Source organism: Allohahella sp. A8, from assembly GCF_047946665.1.
GTDB lineage: Bacteria > Pseudomonadota > Gammaproteobacteria > Pseudomonadales > Oleiphilaceae > Allohahella.
The window spans coordinates 672,865-686,914 of the sequence record NZ_CP172312.1 but is presented as its reverse complement, the minus strand read 5'-3'; the positions used below and the strand labels follow the sequence as shown (position 1 = coordinate 686,914).

Genomic DNA, 14,050 nt, shown 5'->3' with positions numbered 1-14,050 from the left:
GCAGGTTAACAGAAATAATAATAACGATAATAGCGGCAGGTCCTATCTGATTGTAAGACAACCTGAATTCCGCTTTCATTCGTCATATGAGCATATCGAAGCGTATGGACGGTTTCGAAAAGGCACGTCTCGCCGTTCTGCGGCAACTCAATCTCCTGGACACGCCACCTAGCGAGAGTTTTGATCGCATCGTGCGAATGGCAAGGCAGATCTATGACCTGCCTATTGCAGCGATATCACTCACCGACCGGGATCGCCAATGGTTCAAGTCGCGTGTGGGTATAGAGCATTGGGAAATCCCCCGCTATAAAGCGTGCTGTGCCGAAGTCACCATGACCTCTAATGTGGTGGTCATCAACGATCTTTTGGCCTCCGACTTCTACGTCGACAGCGCGCTCGCGAAATCCGGTATTCGCTTCTATGCAGGAGCCCCGCTCATTACCCATGACGGCTTCACGCTCGGTTCGATGTGCGTTTTGGGTCACGAGCCACGAGAGGCTTCGGATAACGAGCTGGCAGCCTTGCAGGACTGCTCACGCATGGTGATGTCGCAGGTCGATCTTCAGCATGCAGTTGGTCGTGTCGACTTCAGCAGTGGCCTGCCCAACTACATCCAATTTATCGAAGATCTCGACGATCTGGCGAAGGACCACCCGGGAGAACGGTATCACGCGGTGAGTACCGACCTGGTGGATCTGAGCCATGTCGGTTCCCTGCAACGAATCATGGGACCGGGCTATCTGTCCGAGCTTGTCTGTACTGGCCGGAACCGTTTACAGGCTTCTCCCGCCTGGCCGGCTGACAAGAAGCTTTACCATGTTGGTCCAGGCCAGCTCGCTCACCTGGAGCGAGGTGAGGAGCTTCAGGTGCTGCAGCGGGCTCACGGATTGCGCGAAGCACTTGTCACCGCTCTCGAAGACGAAGCAGCCCCGCTGGCGCTGAATCCCACCTTTGGCATTGTGCCCTTTCGACTTGGTCGGGTGAGCCCTTCAACGACCTTGCGGCGGACCCACTGCGCTGCGCGCGATGCTCGTGATCATGACCTTGTTGCAGGCGTTTATTCAGCAGCTTCCGATGCCTTGCACCAGCGCACCTTCAACCTGTTGGCCGACTTCCGCCATGCAGTGAATTCTTCAGACCAGTTACACCTGGTGTATCAACCGCGCGTGATGATGGCGAGCGGTGAGTGTCGAAGTGCCGAGGCACTGCTGCGCTGGCGCCACCGCACTCTCGGCACGATCTATCCCACCGAATTCATACCACTCCTGGAGCAGTCGCCCATGTGTAGGCCGCTTACGGACTGGGTACTCCGCCACGCATTGGCCCAGGTGGCCGAGTGGCGTCGGCAGGGCCTGAATATTCGGGTGGCGGTCAATATTGCTGCGGCGAATCTGCTGGAGGATGATTTCACCGATCGGCTTCTGGGCTATCTGGCCGCTGAAAAGCTGCCGCTTGACTGCATCGAACTCGAGCTTACAGAAAGCGGTCTGCTCAGTAATGGCCGGGCCGCACGCGAACAGCTCGCAAGGCTCATCAGCCTGGACATCCACGTGGCAATTGACGACTTTGGCACTGGCTATAGCAGTCTCGCCTATTTGCAGCATGTTCCTGCTCATGTTGTGAAGATTGACCGCAGCTTCATCACTGATCTGGAACAGCGGAAACGCAGTCAGACTCTGGTCAAATCGATGATCAACATGGCTCACGATTTGGGATACAGGGTTGTGGCAGAAGGCGTGGAAACGAGTGAGAGCTATCATCACCTCAACGGGCTGGACTGTGACGAGGCCCAGGGAAATCTCATCGCGAAGCCCCTAGCGACCGAGCATTTCAGTCGCTGGTTCAGAAACTGCCAGCAGACAGGTCTTCATTCGGCAAAAGGCGGCATCTTACTTAACTAAGTGCACTGAACATCAAGCTCTCCTGGCGCCGTGAGTCGGAACTTATAGAGGCTGCCGCACCGCCGGCGGCTGACCGGACCGCGCACTGACCCGCCGCTGCAGCTGCAAGGTCCAGCGATAGCCTATCCAGGCGGAAGCCACGAGATAGGGCAGCCCACCCGGGACCCACATGATCAAGCCAGCAAGCTGCTGATCCTCCAGCCCCCGGGCATCCCCGTAAAGCGGTGCGTTGGCAAATGTGAGCAAGGCGCCCAGAAACCCGGTATTCATCAGCGTAAACAACAGGGCGGTCAGCGCCCAGCCGAACTGCCCACGGCTGCTGCGGAGCACCACCCACCAAAGCAGACCTGCCGATATGAGAAAGAGCCCATGCTCGCTTATGTGCCACCAGGGGTTTTCGAGAGCCAGGGTGTAGAAGTACGGCGTGTGCCAGAACCAGATGATGAATGCGTGGGCATACGCCACCAGCATAGGATGCCGAGCACATTTCAGCAGCGGCTCCGCCGTCCTGGCCAGCCGCCGGCCACCCGTCGCCACCAATTGCGGCAGTGGACGAGCCAGGACCCAGAGCGGCGCAATGACCACCATGAACAACATATGCTGCACCATGTGCCAGCTGGTGCTGCGCTCGGCCCAGCCGTCAAGCGGCCCGTGGACAGCCAGAACGCTAAGCACCATGGCTGAATGAAAGCAGACGAGCTGAACGCGGCGCGGTGGTCGCCGTCTCGACCCGGTCAGGTACAGCAACCAGCAGGCAGCGAGGATCGTCGCACTGAGAACGCCCGCTGCCTGCTCGGCCACGTCGTCTACCAATAAGCTGTGGGCACATGCGGGTCCTGCGAACGAAGCTGCAATAGCAGCCGTCAGAATGGCGCCAGGGGCTCTCAGGTGCATGGCGGCAGCAACAGGGCTGGCAGGCTGATGGCGAGACTGGCAAGCGCTGCGAACAGATAGACTGCGGCTGCGGTCCGGCAGAGAAAGCGCTGACGATCTTTGCCATCGTCAGCGGACGGCGCGTGACGCCAGTTCGACCAGGCGCCCATGAGCAGGCCGCCAGCGAAGACAAGCGCAAGCACTAGCATAGTGCCGTTGAGCCAGTTCCAGGCGCCCTGCGATGACTCCGGAGGAACCAGCGCACAAGCTACTGACAAGCCACCGTAGAGCAAGACGAACCACAGGCTCCAGACTACCAGACCAAGTACGAGATGTGCGGGATGGCCTGGTCCAAAGCTGAAAGCGCCCATGTATCAGCCCCATCCCATCGGCAGCAGGATGAATGCTGCGAAACTGATCCAGTAGATGCCAACTGTGTAGCTCCAGAACGGCTGCAGAACGAAAAGCTCGTAGGGTGCTCGCGCGCCGACATAGCCAATTCGCACACGCAGTGCCTGTAGGCCTGTCAATATGGCCGCCAGCCCGCCGTGCAGCAGCAGATAGATCAGCATGACCATCAACACCGAATCATGAGCCGAGCTTCGAGGCGACAGGCCCGCGTCCATCAACACCCAGAGCAGACCCGCGAAATGCAGCAGCCCGAGAACACTCACCAGCCATAGACGAGCCTCGAGGCCGCTAGCGTCGCCGGCAGCCAGGCGACCCACGGCTTGGCGGTAGAGCAGAACCACGGCACTCAGCAGCACACCAGTCACTAACAAAAACGCGAGTGAAAGCGGCCCATCTTCAGGCGTCTCCCACAGCGGCGCCGCCGTCCAGAGATAGAACCAACCGAACAGCAGCGAGGCATAAAGGGTGCCATTGGCCATCATTGTCACGATCATGCCCCAGCGCCCTGGCCCGTCAAAGGTTCGCGAATGCAAGGGGGGATCGTACGGTTCATCGTCATAGAACGGTGCCGCAACGGGATGTGCCCCATTATGCCAGCTCCACTGCAGCAGGTAGATGATGGCCATTATGAATGCAGGCAGTGCCAGCAGATAGCTCTTGACCAGAAGACAGATACACATGACGGCGATGAAGCCCGCGCTGATCAATGGCAGCCAGGAGTTGGCCGGCAGGTGAATGATTTCTTTGAGCTCACCGGTCACCGCATCCGAACCCCAGGTCTCGCGCAGGTTATGTCGAGGCTCCGCAAGACCAAACTCTCCAGCTTCGATCCGCGCCGCGAGATCAGGACGGTCCCACATCGGTGTGCGCGTCTCAATCCTGGGCAGACTGGCGAAATTGTAAGTTGTTATCGGCATGGGCGTTGCCCACTCGAGCGTATCGGCATTCCAGGGGTTCGTACCCGCCTTTCTGCCAAAACGGAAATGTAGGGCGATATCCAGGACGATCAGAGCCACACCAATTCCCGTTACAAAGCCACCTATCGATGACACGAGGTTGAACCACTCCCAGCCGAGACCGGCGTCATACGTGAACACTCGCCGCGGCATGCCGAGCAGGCCGGTGAGATGCATGATGAGAAAGGTGAGATTAAACCCGATGAAGAACAGCCAGAAACCCCAGCGGCCCAGCTTTTCCGATGCCATCCTTCCAGAGACGTGCGGCAGCCAGTAATAGAAACCAGCGATGAGCGGGAACATCATCCCGCCGACGAGCACATAGTGCATATGCGCAACAACGAAGTGCGTGTCGTGCACCTGCCAGTTGAATGGCACCAGGGCCAGCATGACGCCGGTCAGGCCGCCACAGACGAAAACCACGAGGAAGCCCACTAGCCACAACATGGGCAGGCTGTATTTCACATTGCCCGACCACAGGGTCGCGAGCCAGGCAAAGATCTGGATCCCGGTGGGAATGGCCACCAGCATGCTCGCCACGGAAAAGAAGGCTAGCGCCAGGCTCGGAATTCCTACCGTGAACATATGATGGACCCAGAGCCCGAAGCTGATGAAGCCCATGACGATGATGGCGAGCACGATCCAGCGATACCCGACAAGCGGGCGCTGTGCGAATACGGGAATCAGCGTCGAGACGATGCCGGCTGCAGGCAAGAATATGATGTAGACCTCGGGATGACCGAAGAGCCAGAACAAATGCTGCCACAACAGCGGATCTCCACCCCCATCCACATCGAAAAAGATAAAGCCTGCGGCCCGTTCGAGCTCGAGCAGTATGCTGCCGAGTATCAGTGGCGGGAAGCCGAAGATGATCATGAAGGCCATGGCCAGGATGTACCAGCAGAATATCGGCATGCGGTTGAGCGACATACCGCTGGTGCGGCTGCGCAGTATCGAGACCACCAGTTCTATACCAGCCGAAACTGCCGATATTTCAACGAAAGTGATGCCAATCAGCCAAAAATCTGATCCGGGACCGGGCGAATACTCGATACTGCTCAGTGGGGTGTACATGAACCAGCCAGCATCGGGCGCGATGCCCAGCAGCAGACTCGTCATGATGATGAGCCCACCGAACAGGTAACAGTAGTAGCCCAGGGCACTCAGCCTTGGAAAGACGAGATCACGCGCACCAATCATCTTGGGAATGAGATACATCGCAGCACCTTCGAGCACCGGAATGGCAAACAGAAACATCATCACCGTGCCGTGCATTGTGAAGAGCTGGTTGTACATGGCCGGGCTGACGATGTCCTGGTTGGGCAGCGCCAGCTGTGTGCGTATGAGCATGGCCAGCAGTCCGCCAACCAGAAAGAAGATCACACCGGTGAATAGAAATCGAAGCCCGATGGTTGTGTGATTCACTGCAGCAAGCGCACCCAAACCGGGTTGGTAGCGCCAGACACGGTGCAGACGCTCATGCCTCGATTCGTTATGCGCTGCAATGCCTTCAGTCATTGTCCTGCTTCTCCTTCAGCCAGGCTTCGAAATCGGCTGGCGAATGTGCGATAACAGCGAATTTCATGGCGGCATGTTCGAGACCACAAAACTCTGCACACTGGCCCAGATACACCCCCGGAGAAGTCGCCTCCAGACGGAGCACATTGGTACGCCCTGGTATCGTATCCAGCTTGCCGGCCAGTCTCGGCACCCAAAAGGAATGAATGACATCGGCGGTGGTCAAATGAACGTCTACCGCCTGCCCCGCAGGTATGTGAAGCTCGTTTGTCAACGTCACATCGATATTGGGATAACTGACCCGCCACTGCCATTGCGCCGCCTGAACGTCGACCCTCAGCGCCTCGCCCTGTTGCGGTGGAAGCGGCAACATACTTCGGCCCGCCGGGATGCCGATCAGCAGAATGAGACTGATACTGACGATAGGGAGTGCAAGACCGCCACCAAGAATCCAGCGATTCTGAATACGCTGTGCCTTCTCGTCAGAAACGCGCCCGGGTTTTCTCTTCATGGCATAGAGCCATAGAATTATAACGATTAGAAAGACGGCAGTGAGGAAGGCGAACATGCCCCACCAGAGTTGCGCTGCTGTGGCCGCATGGGGGCCCGCCGGATCTAGCGAGGACAGCGGACCTGAGCATGCGGAGAGCAAGCCACAGAGGCTTGCAGCGCAGAACTGGATTGAGCTACGGTCCTTCATACGCACGTAATACCTCGCATACCGAAGCCCACGTCCCGCAGCGCGGACCCACCAGAGTGATGTTCATGGCCCGAGAATCCATTCCCAGCAAGATGTCGATTCTTGGTCATCCGATTCATCCGATGCTCATTCACTTTCCAGTCGCTGCCTTGCTCATGCTGATACCCGCAGATCTGGCTTACCTCTACACCGCCGATAGCTTCTGGGCCCGAGCGAGCCTCTGGCTGGTCGGCGTGGGAACGGTAGGTGGCTGGGTTTCTGGTGCAATCGGATTTATGGATCTCGTTCTGGTCAGAGAGATCCGCAATCTCATTGCGGCGTGGTGCCATGCGATATTGGCTGTCATGCTGCTGTCGATATCGACGCTGAACTGGCTGCTCCGGATCGTCGAGCCTCATGACGAAGTCGTTTCGCCGTGGGGCCTGTATCTGTCCTTGCTCAGCGGACTCATGATTGCACTTGCCAGCCTGCTTGGCGGGCTCCTCGTTTATGACCAGGCGGTAGCAGTATCCCCCGACAAGATGGCCGAGCGCAGACACGGCAGTTAGCTCATGGCGTAGTGCATAGCGCTTCACAGCAGACGCTCAATATCCGGCTTGCCCAGCACGATCCATACGATGCCCGTAGCCAAGGCCGCAGAAAACGTCGCAGTGAGCCAACACCAAAGGACGACCGGCCTTGGCTTTGCCGCTTCGCTCCGAACAACCAGAAAACCTGTTGTACAGTGAGCGACCACCAGACCCGTCACCAGCGTCAACTTGATAATGAGCCAGGCGTCAACCGTTCTATTGAGCACAAACACTACTGTGCCCGCAACGATGGCCACCAGCGCAGCTGGCGTAGCAATTTTTGTGAACAGTAGTCGGGCGAGCACAACAGACCGTTCTGCTCCAACCACACGCTGGGCATTACACTCATACCCGCTTGCAATCAAAGCCGGCAGATACATCAAAGAAGCCACCCACAGTAACAGCGCTGTGATGTGTAGTATCAGGAAGGCTAACATTCAGGCGCGATGCTCCTTGCGAAAACTGCCTATGCGCCCCGAGGCGAAGCTTTCGGGCGATTCGTCTGCCGATAGCGGTACCACGCCCTCAGGCGGACTGCTCCAGTTCGATAATGGTGCCCACGAATGATCCTTCGGCAAGCGCCAGATGCCCCACCGTAATTGGCAGTGTGAAGCGCCTGCGACCTGCCCCGCCTGGGTTGAAATACAGCACACCATCAAGCATCTCATTTCGAGGTTTATGTGAGTGGCCTGCGATGATGATGTCACAGCCCGCCGCAGCCGGCTGCTCGAGCATTTTGATATCGTGCAGTAAAAATACCCGATGGCCTGCCAGCTCCAGGACCCTGGTATCTGGCAGCTGAGCTGCGGGGCCACTGGTATCGATGTTGCCCCGAATCCCGACCACTGGCGCAATTTGCCCGAGCCGTTCGAGCACATCACCTTTGCCCACGTCACCAGCGTGAATAATTAGATCAACGCCCGCGAGGGCCTGTTCTGCCTGCGGGCGGAGCAAACCATGGGTGTCGGCGATTACACCGATATTCAAGCGGCTCGCAGTCAACTCAAGATCGTCAACTATTTCCTGATGGCTCTGAGCATCCACGAGGTTTTCTCATGCACCCGCATGCGATCCGAAACCAGCGCAGCGGTTGATTCATCATCGCCCTCCTGTGCTACCTTGAGCACCTCCCGCGAGGTTCGTACGACCTGCTCATGCCCCTTGGTCAACAGGTCGACCATTTCATCCGAGCCAGGCACACCATCAACCTCCTTGATGGAGCTGAGCCTTGCGAACTCCTTGTAAGTGCCGGGCGCTGCGACATCGAGCGTTCTGATACGCTCAGCAATGTCATCCACCGCCACTGCAAGTTCGGTGTAGTGCTCTTCGAACATCAGGTGCAGTTCGCGGAAGGCTGGACCGGTTACGTTCCAGTGAAAATTATGCGTCTGCAGATACAGCGTGTAGGTGTCAGCCAGCAGGCGCTTGAGGCCCTCTGCTATCGCTGTTCGGTGATCCTTATCGATGCCGATATCAATACCTGTCATTTGTGTGTGTCCTGTTCTGGTGAAGCGAATGTCGCAAGTGCGAGTGTCAGTTATACGAAAGGCCACGCGGACGCAGACTGCTTTGAGCGAAGTCGATCGGCGAATCAGCGCGCGCCCGGCCCCCGCCTCTGCAGCAGCATAGTGGCTAATACAGTGGCGATGATGCCTGGCAACACCGTCAGCGCAATCGATTCATCATCGATGACAAGCGCCAGCAACGCAACACAGGCGGGATTGAGGTAGATATAGGCGTTTACACGGCTCGGCCCGAGCGCGACTATGGTTCGCTGAAAGAGGTAAACAGTTCCAATCGTGGCGCCCAGGACGAGGTAAGCCATCTGATAGATTGCGGTGCCGTCCAGCAGCTGCCAGTGAGGCGCGTTGCCGGTCAACATGAGGGCCAGGCTCATCCAGATACAGCCGCCGAGCAGAATTGCGAAAACCAGAAGAATCATTTCGTCATTACGGTAGAGCAATTTCATCGAAACTGCGTAGCAGGCCATCAGCACCGCGCCACCGAGAAAGATCAGGTCACCCTGATTCAGTGTGAGTGAAACAACACCGGCTGACTGCCCCGTGAAGATGACCCAACAGGCGCCAGCCGCCCCCAGCAGGTAGATAGCGACGCGAGGAATGGCCAGCTGCTCACGCAACACAAGCCGGCTTATAACAGCTGTAATAAGCGGTACCAGGGTGTAAATGGCGGCCGTGTTCAGCGCGCTCGTTGTCTTCAGCGCCTCGAACATGCATACAAAAAATGCCGAGAAAAAGAAGCTGATGATGAGCGCACGCGGCAGTACCGAGCATAGCCGGGCGCGCATGACTGGTTGTAGGAAAATAAACGGCGCAAGTATCACGACCGAGCAGACAAAGCGCAGTAGCGTCAGAGAATACGGGTTCAAAACCTTTGCCAGCGCGGCCGAAGCGATAAATGAGCCTGCAACGAGGAGAGTAGCCAGCAGCACCAGGAAATGAGCCTTCATGACATCCACTTTCAAGTCAGGCACCTGCCTTGCCGTCCGATCGACCTCATCAACCCGCCTCTGTTGCTTGAGGCTCAATATACGCTGTCAGTGGCCAACTTGGCTGCTACTATGAAGAAGCGTTTCAACTTTACTCATATCTGCTGCAGCGAGAACACCATGACTTTACACATACAGCTTATCCCACTGCTTTCAATCCTGGCCGGCATACTCATTCTGCTCAGTCCGAAGCTGCTGAACTACGTCGTCGCGATCTACCTTATCGCCATTGGTCTCATTCAGATCTTTGGCCTGAAAATCTGAGCCAGTCCCCGTCATTCGGGTGAATCCATTCGGTGCCGTGTTCGTATCTTACCGCGAACAGGCAGGAAGGAGAGACGGCATGACGATGAGCACCCGCTATGAGGCAGAGGAACCAGCGCTGGCTGACGTGGAGGCCATGAAGGGACCGGCATTGATCGAGTTCGGGACGCCCTGGTGCGGACACTGCCAAGCCGCCCAGGCGCATCTGAACATGGCGCTCTCAGCGCATCCCGAGGTACCACATCTGAAGATCGAAGATGGCAAGGGTAAACCGCTGGGACGCGCGTTTCGGGTAAAGCTTTGGCCAACGCTCGTGTTTCTCAAGGATGGTCAGGAGATCAACCGTCTGGTCCGCCCGGTCAACGACCGAACCATCAAGGAGGCACTGGCTTCCATTACCGACTGACTGTACCCGCAGGTCAGCGTTCAGTCTCTGATTCAGGTGCCGCCCAGATCGGTTCCTCGACATGGGCTGGAGTCTCGAAATCCTGCTGCATGGCACTGCTCAAGGCTTCCTCGAGTTTCATGAACAGCTCGCCATAACGCGGGCTGAAATCCACACCCCCGTCCATTTCTTTCCAGGCCTGGAACAATTCATCTTCATGCGCGTTTTCCTTGTTCACGAAAGCCGTGGTCATCCGCTTCGCTCGCAGAGGGTGCACGCCCATCGCTGTGAGGGCATGGCTGCCAGCTTCAAGTGCCGAATGATAGGTTTCGCTAACAATGTCATCAGCACCAGCGACACGCAGCCGGTAGCCATGACCACGGTCAAATGCCCGCGCGAGTATCCACACACCAGGATGAAACTGTTTGACGTGCTGAACCATCTCGACCGCCCGCTCACGGTCGTCTATCGCAACAACCAATAGCCGTGCATGTTCGATACCTGCTGTCTCAAGCAGGTCCGAACGGCTCGCATCGCCAAAGAAGCTCTTGATATTAATCTGACGAACGTTCTCGATCTGCGCAATTTCATGATCCAGGACGACGATTGGAATATTATTGGCCCGCAGCAGACGACAGACGATCTGTCCGAAGCGGCCGACACCTGCCACAATGACGGGCGCCTGATCGTCTATCGTGTCCGCTTCCCGCGCATCGTTTTGCGCACTTCTATATCTCGGCAGGACGACCCGGTCGTAGAGAATGAATAGTGCTGGCGTGAGAAACATCGAAAACGCCACCACCACCGACAGGATCTGCGACGTTTCAACGGCGATGACGCTGTTCTGGACACTGTATGTGAGCAACACGAAACCAAACTCTCCAGCCTGCGCGAGACCAAGCATAAAGAGCCAGCCGTTACTCCCCTTGATTTTGAAAAGCAGGGCTAGCCCCAGCAGGATCAGCGCCTTCACTACAATGACAGCCAGGCTGAGCCCGAGAATCGTGTCCCATTCGGCCTGCAGGACGTCGAAGTTGATACCCGCCCCAACCGTGATGAAAAAGAGACCCAGTAACAGACCCTTGAACGGTTCAAGGTTGGCTTCAAGTTCGTGGCGAAATTCGCTGTTAGCCAGCACCACGCCAGCGAGAAAAGCGCCGAGTGCGGGCGACAGGTTCACCAATGCCATCAGGGCGGCGATGCCAATCACGAGCATCAATGCCGTTGCCGTGAATACCTCACGAAGACCCGACTGCGCCACATAGCGGAACAGCGGCTTGCTGAGAAAGACGCCACCGGCGATGACCGCGGCAATTGCGCCAACCACGACTAGGGCATGCGCCCAGCCCGGCAAATGGGTGACCAGGCTGATACTGTCCGAATGGGCACCCGTATCATTGATGACGCCCGCAAGTTCTGGCAGTGCCAGCAAAGGTATGAGGGCGAGCATTGGAATGACTGCGATGTCCTGAAACAGCAGCACCGAAAATGCACTGCGTCCGCCATCGGTTTTGGAAAGTCCCTTTTCGTTCAGGGTCTGCAGAACTATTGCAGTCGACGACAGGGCGAAAATCAGGCCGACGGCGATGGCGCTTTGCCAGGGCAGACCCAGCCAGCTCGCTATGCCCATCCCTGCACCCGCCGTCAGGACAACCTGCAGTCCCCCCAGACCAACCAAGCGGACCCGCATCGCCCACAGGGCCTTCGGATCCAGCTCCATGCCGACGAGAAAAAGCATCATGACGACGCCGAATTCTGCGAAGTGCTGGATGGTATTAGTCTCTTGCCCTACCAGTCCGGTAACCGGCCCTATGACGACTCCCGCCACCAGATAACCAAGTACAGAGCCCAGGCCCCAACGTTTGGCGAGCGGCACAGCGATTACGGCGGCCACGAGATAGACGAAAGCCTGAATAAAATACTCGGTCACCGCAGCACACTAACGCCATGAAAGACCGGCGCCTCCATGAGATCGTTATGACGATCTCGATAGTCATAGGTCAACGGTAGGAGGCGCTTCGGTACCGCATTGATCGCCCAGGCCTTGAGCGCGCTGCTCGCAACAGGTGACGCCTTGTTCTTGTCCCGGAACAGTGTGAGCACAGGCTTATCGGTGCAGATTTGCCATTCTGCAGATTCCTGGCAGGTGTAGTGAATAACAGCCACGGCCTCGACGGTGTCAGGACAGGACAGCACTACTGCAGCTTTTTCGGGACAACTGTCGGCTCGGCAAGCGCTGGCCAGCACGTATCCCTCACTCAGCGGTCTGAGCTTCTCTGGTGGGCCGCCAAGACCGGTGAGCACCTGGTCAGCTATTGCCGAGTTACTCCAGAACAGGCTTGCGCGGCTACCGACGAAAAATTCGTTCAGCGAACGCTCGAAGTGCTCGTTCCATACCAGCTGGTTTGTATGGCCATAAGCACAGTAGTCGTCGGCATATGACGCTGTCGCCGCCCAAGCCAGCAGCATCAGTAGATGCGTTCTGAAAATAGTCATGTTCTCGTGTAACCCTTGCTCGCTAAGGATACTGATACGGCGTGTCGGCCTCCGCTGTCAACTCACCATATCCTGCCGAAAAAGTCGCCATGGACCGGTGCTCGCAGGCGATCTATGATGAGAAGACTAAAGGGTTCTGTAAGCGTGAGAAAACTGCCATGAATAGACTGCTGTTGACATTCATATCGTTCACCTTGTCCTCGGCGGCTTTGATGACTCACGCTCAGACCGCCCCACTGCCCGCTTCAACTATCGTCAAGGTCCTCACAATCGAGTACCCCCCCTTCACCACCGAATCGGAACCCTCACAGGGCTCGTCTTTCACATTGCTGCGTGAGCGACTGCAGGGCTCAGGTATCGAAATTGCCCCGCGCTTCCTGCCGCCAGGGCGCGTCCAGCAAACCATGGACAGGGAAGCCTGGCATGCCTCATACGTGCCTCAGGCGGGTGATGTCGAAACCACCATAAGACTCGTTCTTGAAGATGGCAACTTTATTTACGGGCTGTTCAGAGCTCGTGAAAATGCGCCCTTCCGCTGGCAGAATCTCACAGAGCTCGCTGGCCGTCAGATCGCGGTGACGAGGTCGAGCAAATTGCAGGCGTATAATGCCAAACTGGTCGAAAGTGGTGCCAAACTCGTGTTCATCGATGATATTTCGCAGGCTTTCCGCATGCTCGCACATGGCAGGATCGACTACGTGCTCGCTATCCAGGAAACCGGCTGGTATATCATGGACCTGCTCAAGATGGACCGGACAGACTACCAGTTCTCCGAAAGCGCTCTCGATCGATTCCCGCATGCGATCTACGTGAATCGGGCAACGCAAGAGGGGCAGGCCCTGATCAGGGCGCTAACCGCAGAGCGCAATCTACCACTGCCTTCTGATAGCCCCGACAGATGAAAGCTCAGCCACTGGTACAGGGCTTGCTGCCGAGCGACTCGACGAAGAGGATCTGCTTCCCGGTAGGCCTGGCGATACTGACCAGTTCATACGGATAACCTACTGCGGGCTGACTGATGCAACCATCGGCCAATTCCAGAGACTTTACCTGGACTACGATCTTCTCGTCGTCAGTAACGACGGACTCTACACTGATACTGTTACTCAGGATTGGCTGCTCGCCCATGAAGACACCGATCACCAGCGTTTGCTGAAAATCGATGATCGGTGCAGGCAGCGTCAAATCCGTATCGGCGTAATAAGCCGCTTCGAAATCTGCCTGGTTGTCGTAAATGGTCAGCGTCTTGGTCTGAATGCCAGAGTATGAACCCGAGCTGATCCGGGTGAAATCCGTTGTCTCAGCAGCCTTCGAGTCGTCTGCGCAGCCCTGTATTGCCAATGTGATACACGCAACAGCAGCAGCGACTGCCATCCTCACGCCAGATCCTGCCTTCATGCTAACTCCCTTTAAGATGTGTCAAAGGGATATATTGAATATTTACAATAGATTACGCCAGCTTTCTCAG

The 14,050-nt window shown here is 57.0% G+C and carries 16 protein-coding genes; 5 read left to right on the top strand and 11 right to left on the bottom strand.

Going from position 1 to position 14,050, the window contains the following annotated elements; translation table 11 throughout:
• Window positions 1–86: 86 nt before the first annotated feature.
• Complete coding sequence (locus tag ACH3PB_RS03170) at window positions 87–1,901, top strand: EAL domain-containing protein (protein ID WP_416398043.1); 1,815 nt, start codon at window positions 87–89, stop codon at window positions 1,899–1,901.
• A gap of 42 nt (window positions 1,902–1,943) precedes the next feature.
• Here the strand turns inward: ACH3PB_RS03170 and ACH3PB_RS03165 are convergent, their stop codons facing one another.
• Genes ACH3PB_RS03165 through coxB form a run of 4 tightly spaced genes read right to left on the bottom strand, consistent with a single transcriptional unit; the run spans window position 1,944 to window position 6,359 of the window.
• Window positions 1,944–2,795 (bottom strand): cytochrome c oxidase assembly protein, encoded by an 852-nt coding sequence (locus ACH3PB_RS03165; protein ID WP_416398042.1) that lies wholly within the window; start codon window positions 2,793–2,795, stop codon window positions 1,944–1,946.
• Window positions 2,786–3,145 (bottom strand): hypothetical protein, encoded by a 360-nt coding sequence (locus ACH3PB_RS03160; RefSeq protein ID WP_416398041.1) that lies wholly within the window; start codon window positions 3,143–3,145, stop codon window positions 2,786–2,788. The genes ACH3PB_RS03165 and ACH3PB_RS03160 overlap by 10 nt, the downstream gene beginning before the upstream one ends.
• Before the next feature lie 3 nt (window positions 3,146–3,148).
• The gene (ctaD, locus tag ACH3PB_RS03155) at window positions 3,149–5,659 is read right to left on the bottom strand and encodes a cytochrome c oxidase subunit I (protein WP_416398040.1); all 2,511 of its coding nucleotides are present in this window, start codon (window positions 5,657–5,659) and stop codon (window positions 3,149–3,151) included.
• On the bottom strand, window positions 5,652–6,359 hold the full coding sequence (coxB, locus tag ACH3PB_RS03150; RefSeq protein ID WP_416398039.1) for a cytochrome c oxidase subunit II: 708 nt from the start codon (window positions 6,357–6,359) through the stop codon (window positions 5,652–5,654). Before coxB ends, ctaD begins: the two co-directional genes overlap by 8 nt.
• Before the next feature lie 65 nt (window positions 6,360–6,424).
• Between coxB and ACH3PB_RS03145 the strand changes: the two genes are divergently transcribed.
• Window positions 6,425–6,907, top strand: a complete 483-nt coding sequence (locus tag ACH3PB_RS03145; RefSeq protein ID WP_416398038.1) for a DUF2231 domain-containing protein — start codon at window positions 6,425–6,427, stop codon at window positions 6,905–6,907.
• 23 nt (window positions 6,908–6,930) lie between these two features.
• Here the strand turns inward: ACH3PB_RS03145 and ACH3PB_RS03140 are convergent, their stop codons facing one another.
• The 4 genes from ACH3PB_RS03140 to ACH3PB_RS03125 all read right to left on the bottom strand — a co-directional run bounded on the left by ACH3PB_RS03140 (window position 6,931) and on the right by ACH3PB_RS03125 (window position 9,398).
• Window positions 6,931–7,365 carry a CopD family protein gene (locus ACH3PB_RS03140; RefSeq protein WP_416398037.1) on the bottom strand — a complete coding sequence of 145 codons (435 nt, stop codon included), beginning with the start codon at window positions 7,363–7,365 and terminating at the stop codon, window positions 6,931–6,933.
• A gap of 88 nt (window positions 7,366–7,453) precedes the next feature.
• Window positions 7,454–7,972 (bottom strand): metallophosphoesterase family protein, encoded by a 519-nt coding sequence (locus ACH3PB_RS03135; RefSeq protein WP_416398036.1) that lies wholly within the window; start codon window positions 7,970–7,972, stop codon window positions 7,454–7,456.
• A complete protein-coding gene (locus ACH3PB_RS03130; RefSeq protein WP_416398035.1) occupies window positions 7,945–8,415 on the bottom strand; it encodes a Dps family protein in 471 nt (156 codons plus the stop codon). Before ACH3PB_RS03130 ends, ACH3PB_RS03135 begins: the two co-directional genes overlap by 28 nt.
• Window positions 8,416–8,519: 104 nt before the next feature.
• Window positions 8,520–9,398 (bottom strand): DMT family transporter, encoded by an 879-nt coding sequence (locus ACH3PB_RS03125; RefSeq protein ID WP_416398034.1) that lies wholly within the window; start codon window positions 9,396–9,398, stop codon window positions 8,520–8,522.
• On the opposite strand from ACH3PB_RS03125, the gene ACH3PB_RS03120 reads away from it, so the two are divergent.
• Both ACH3PB_RS03120 and ACH3PB_RS03115 read left to right on the top strand, forming a co-directional pair.
• Complete coding sequence (locus ACH3PB_RS03120; RefSeq protein ID WP_416398033.1) at window positions 9,387–9,701, top strand: DUF3096 domain-containing protein; 315 nt, start codon at window positions 9,387–9,389, stop codon at window positions 9,699–9,701. The genes ACH3PB_RS03125 and ACH3PB_RS03120 overlap by 12 nt on opposite strands.
• A 79-nt stretch (window positions 9,702–9,780) precedes the next feature.
• On the top strand, window positions 9,781–10,107 hold the full coding sequence (locus ACH3PB_RS03115; protein ID WP_416398032.1) for a thioredoxin family protein: 327 nt from the start codon (window positions 9,781–9,783) through the stop codon (window positions 10,105–10,107).
• A 13-nt stretch (window positions 10,108–10,120) separates the two neighbouring features.
• Here the strand turns inward: ACH3PB_RS03115 and ACH3PB_RS03110 are convergent, their stop codons facing one another.
• Complete coding sequence (locus tag ACH3PB_RS03110) at window positions 10,121–12,016, bottom strand: monovalent cation:proton antiporter-2 (CPA2) family protein (RefSeq protein ID WP_416398031.1); 1,896 nt, start codon at window positions 12,014–12,016, stop codon at window positions 10,121–10,123.
• Window positions 12,013–12,582 carry a hypothetical protein gene (locus tag ACH3PB_RS03105; RefSeq protein ID WP_416398030.1) on the bottom strand — a complete coding sequence of 190 codons (570 nt, stop codon included), beginning with the start codon at window positions 12,580–12,582 and terminating at the stop codon, window positions 12,013–12,015. The genes ACH3PB_RS03110 and ACH3PB_RS03105 overlap by 4 nt, the downstream gene beginning before the upstream one ends.
• A gap of 41 nt (window positions 12,583–12,623) precedes the next feature.
• Between ACH3PB_RS03105 and ACH3PB_RS03100 the strand changes: the two genes are divergently transcribed.
• A complete protein-coding gene (locus ACH3PB_RS03100; RefSeq protein ID WP_416398029.1) occupies window positions 12,624–13,484 on the top strand; it encodes a hypothetical protein in 861 nt (286 codons plus the stop codon).
• 4 nt (window positions 13,485–13,488) lie between these two features.
• Here the strand turns inward: ACH3PB_RS03100 and ACH3PB_RS03095 are convergent, their stop codons facing one another.
• The gene (locus ACH3PB_RS03095; RefSeq protein WP_416398028.1) at window positions 13,489–13,980 is read right to left on the bottom strand and encodes a protease complex subunit PrcB family protein; all 492 of its coding nucleotides are present in this window, start codon (window positions 13,978–13,980) and stop codon (window positions 13,489–13,491) included.
• Between the last annotated feature and the right edge of the window lie 70 nt (window positions 13,981–14,050).

Coding starts and splice junctions, on each gene's coding strand:
- ACH3PB_RS03120 (WP_416398033.1), top strand. CDS start 9,387: ATGAGCCTTCATGACATCCACTTTCAAGTCAGGCACCTGCCTTGCCGT.
- ACH3PB_RS03105 (WP_416398030.1), bottom strand. CDS start 12,582: ATGACTATTTTCAGAACGCATCTACTGATGCTGCTGGCTTGGGCGGCG.
- ACH3PB_RS03140 (WP_416398037.1), bottom strand. CDS start 7,365: ATGTTAGCCTTCCTGATACTACACATCACAGCGCTGTTACTGTGGGTG.
- ACH3PB_RS03160 (WP_416398041.1), bottom strand. CDS start 3,145: ATGGGCGCTTTCAGCTTTGGACCAGGCCATCCCGCACATCTCGTACTT.
- ACH3PB_RS03130 (WP_416398035.1), bottom strand. CDS start 8,415: ATGACAGGTATTGATATCGGCATCGATAAGGATCACCGAACAGCGATA.
- ACH3PB_RS03095 (WP_416398028.1), bottom strand. CDS start 13,980: ATGAAGGCAGGATCTGGCGTGAGGATGGCAGTCGCTGCTGCTGTTGCG.
- ACH3PB_RS03115 (WP_416398032.1), top strand. CDS start 9,781: ATGACGATGAGCACCCGCTATGAGGCAGAGGAACCAGCGCTGGCTGAC.
- ACH3PB_RS03165 (WP_416398042.1), bottom strand. CDS start 2,795: ATGCACCTGAGAGCCCCTGGCGCCATTCTGACGGCTGCTATTGCAGCT.
- ACH3PB_RS03125 (WP_416398034.1), bottom strand. CDS start 9,398: ATGAAGGCTCATTTCCTGGTGCTGCTGGCTACTCTCCTCGTTGCAGGC.
- ACH3PB_RS03170 (WP_416398043.1), top strand. CDS start 87: ATGAGCATATCGAAGCGTATGGACGGTTTCGAAAAGGCACGTCTCGCC.
- coxB (WP_416398039.1), bottom strand. CDS start 6,359: ATGAAGGACCGTAGCTCAATCCAGTTCTGCGCTGCAAGCCTCTGTGGC.
- ACH3PB_RS03145 (WP_416398038.1), top strand. CDS start 6,425: ATGGCCCGAGAATCCATTCCCAGCAAGATGTCGATTCTTGGTCATCCG.
- ctaD (WP_416398040.1), bottom strand. CDS start 5,659: ATGACTGAAGGCATTGCAGCGCATAACGAATCGAGGCATGAGCGTCTG.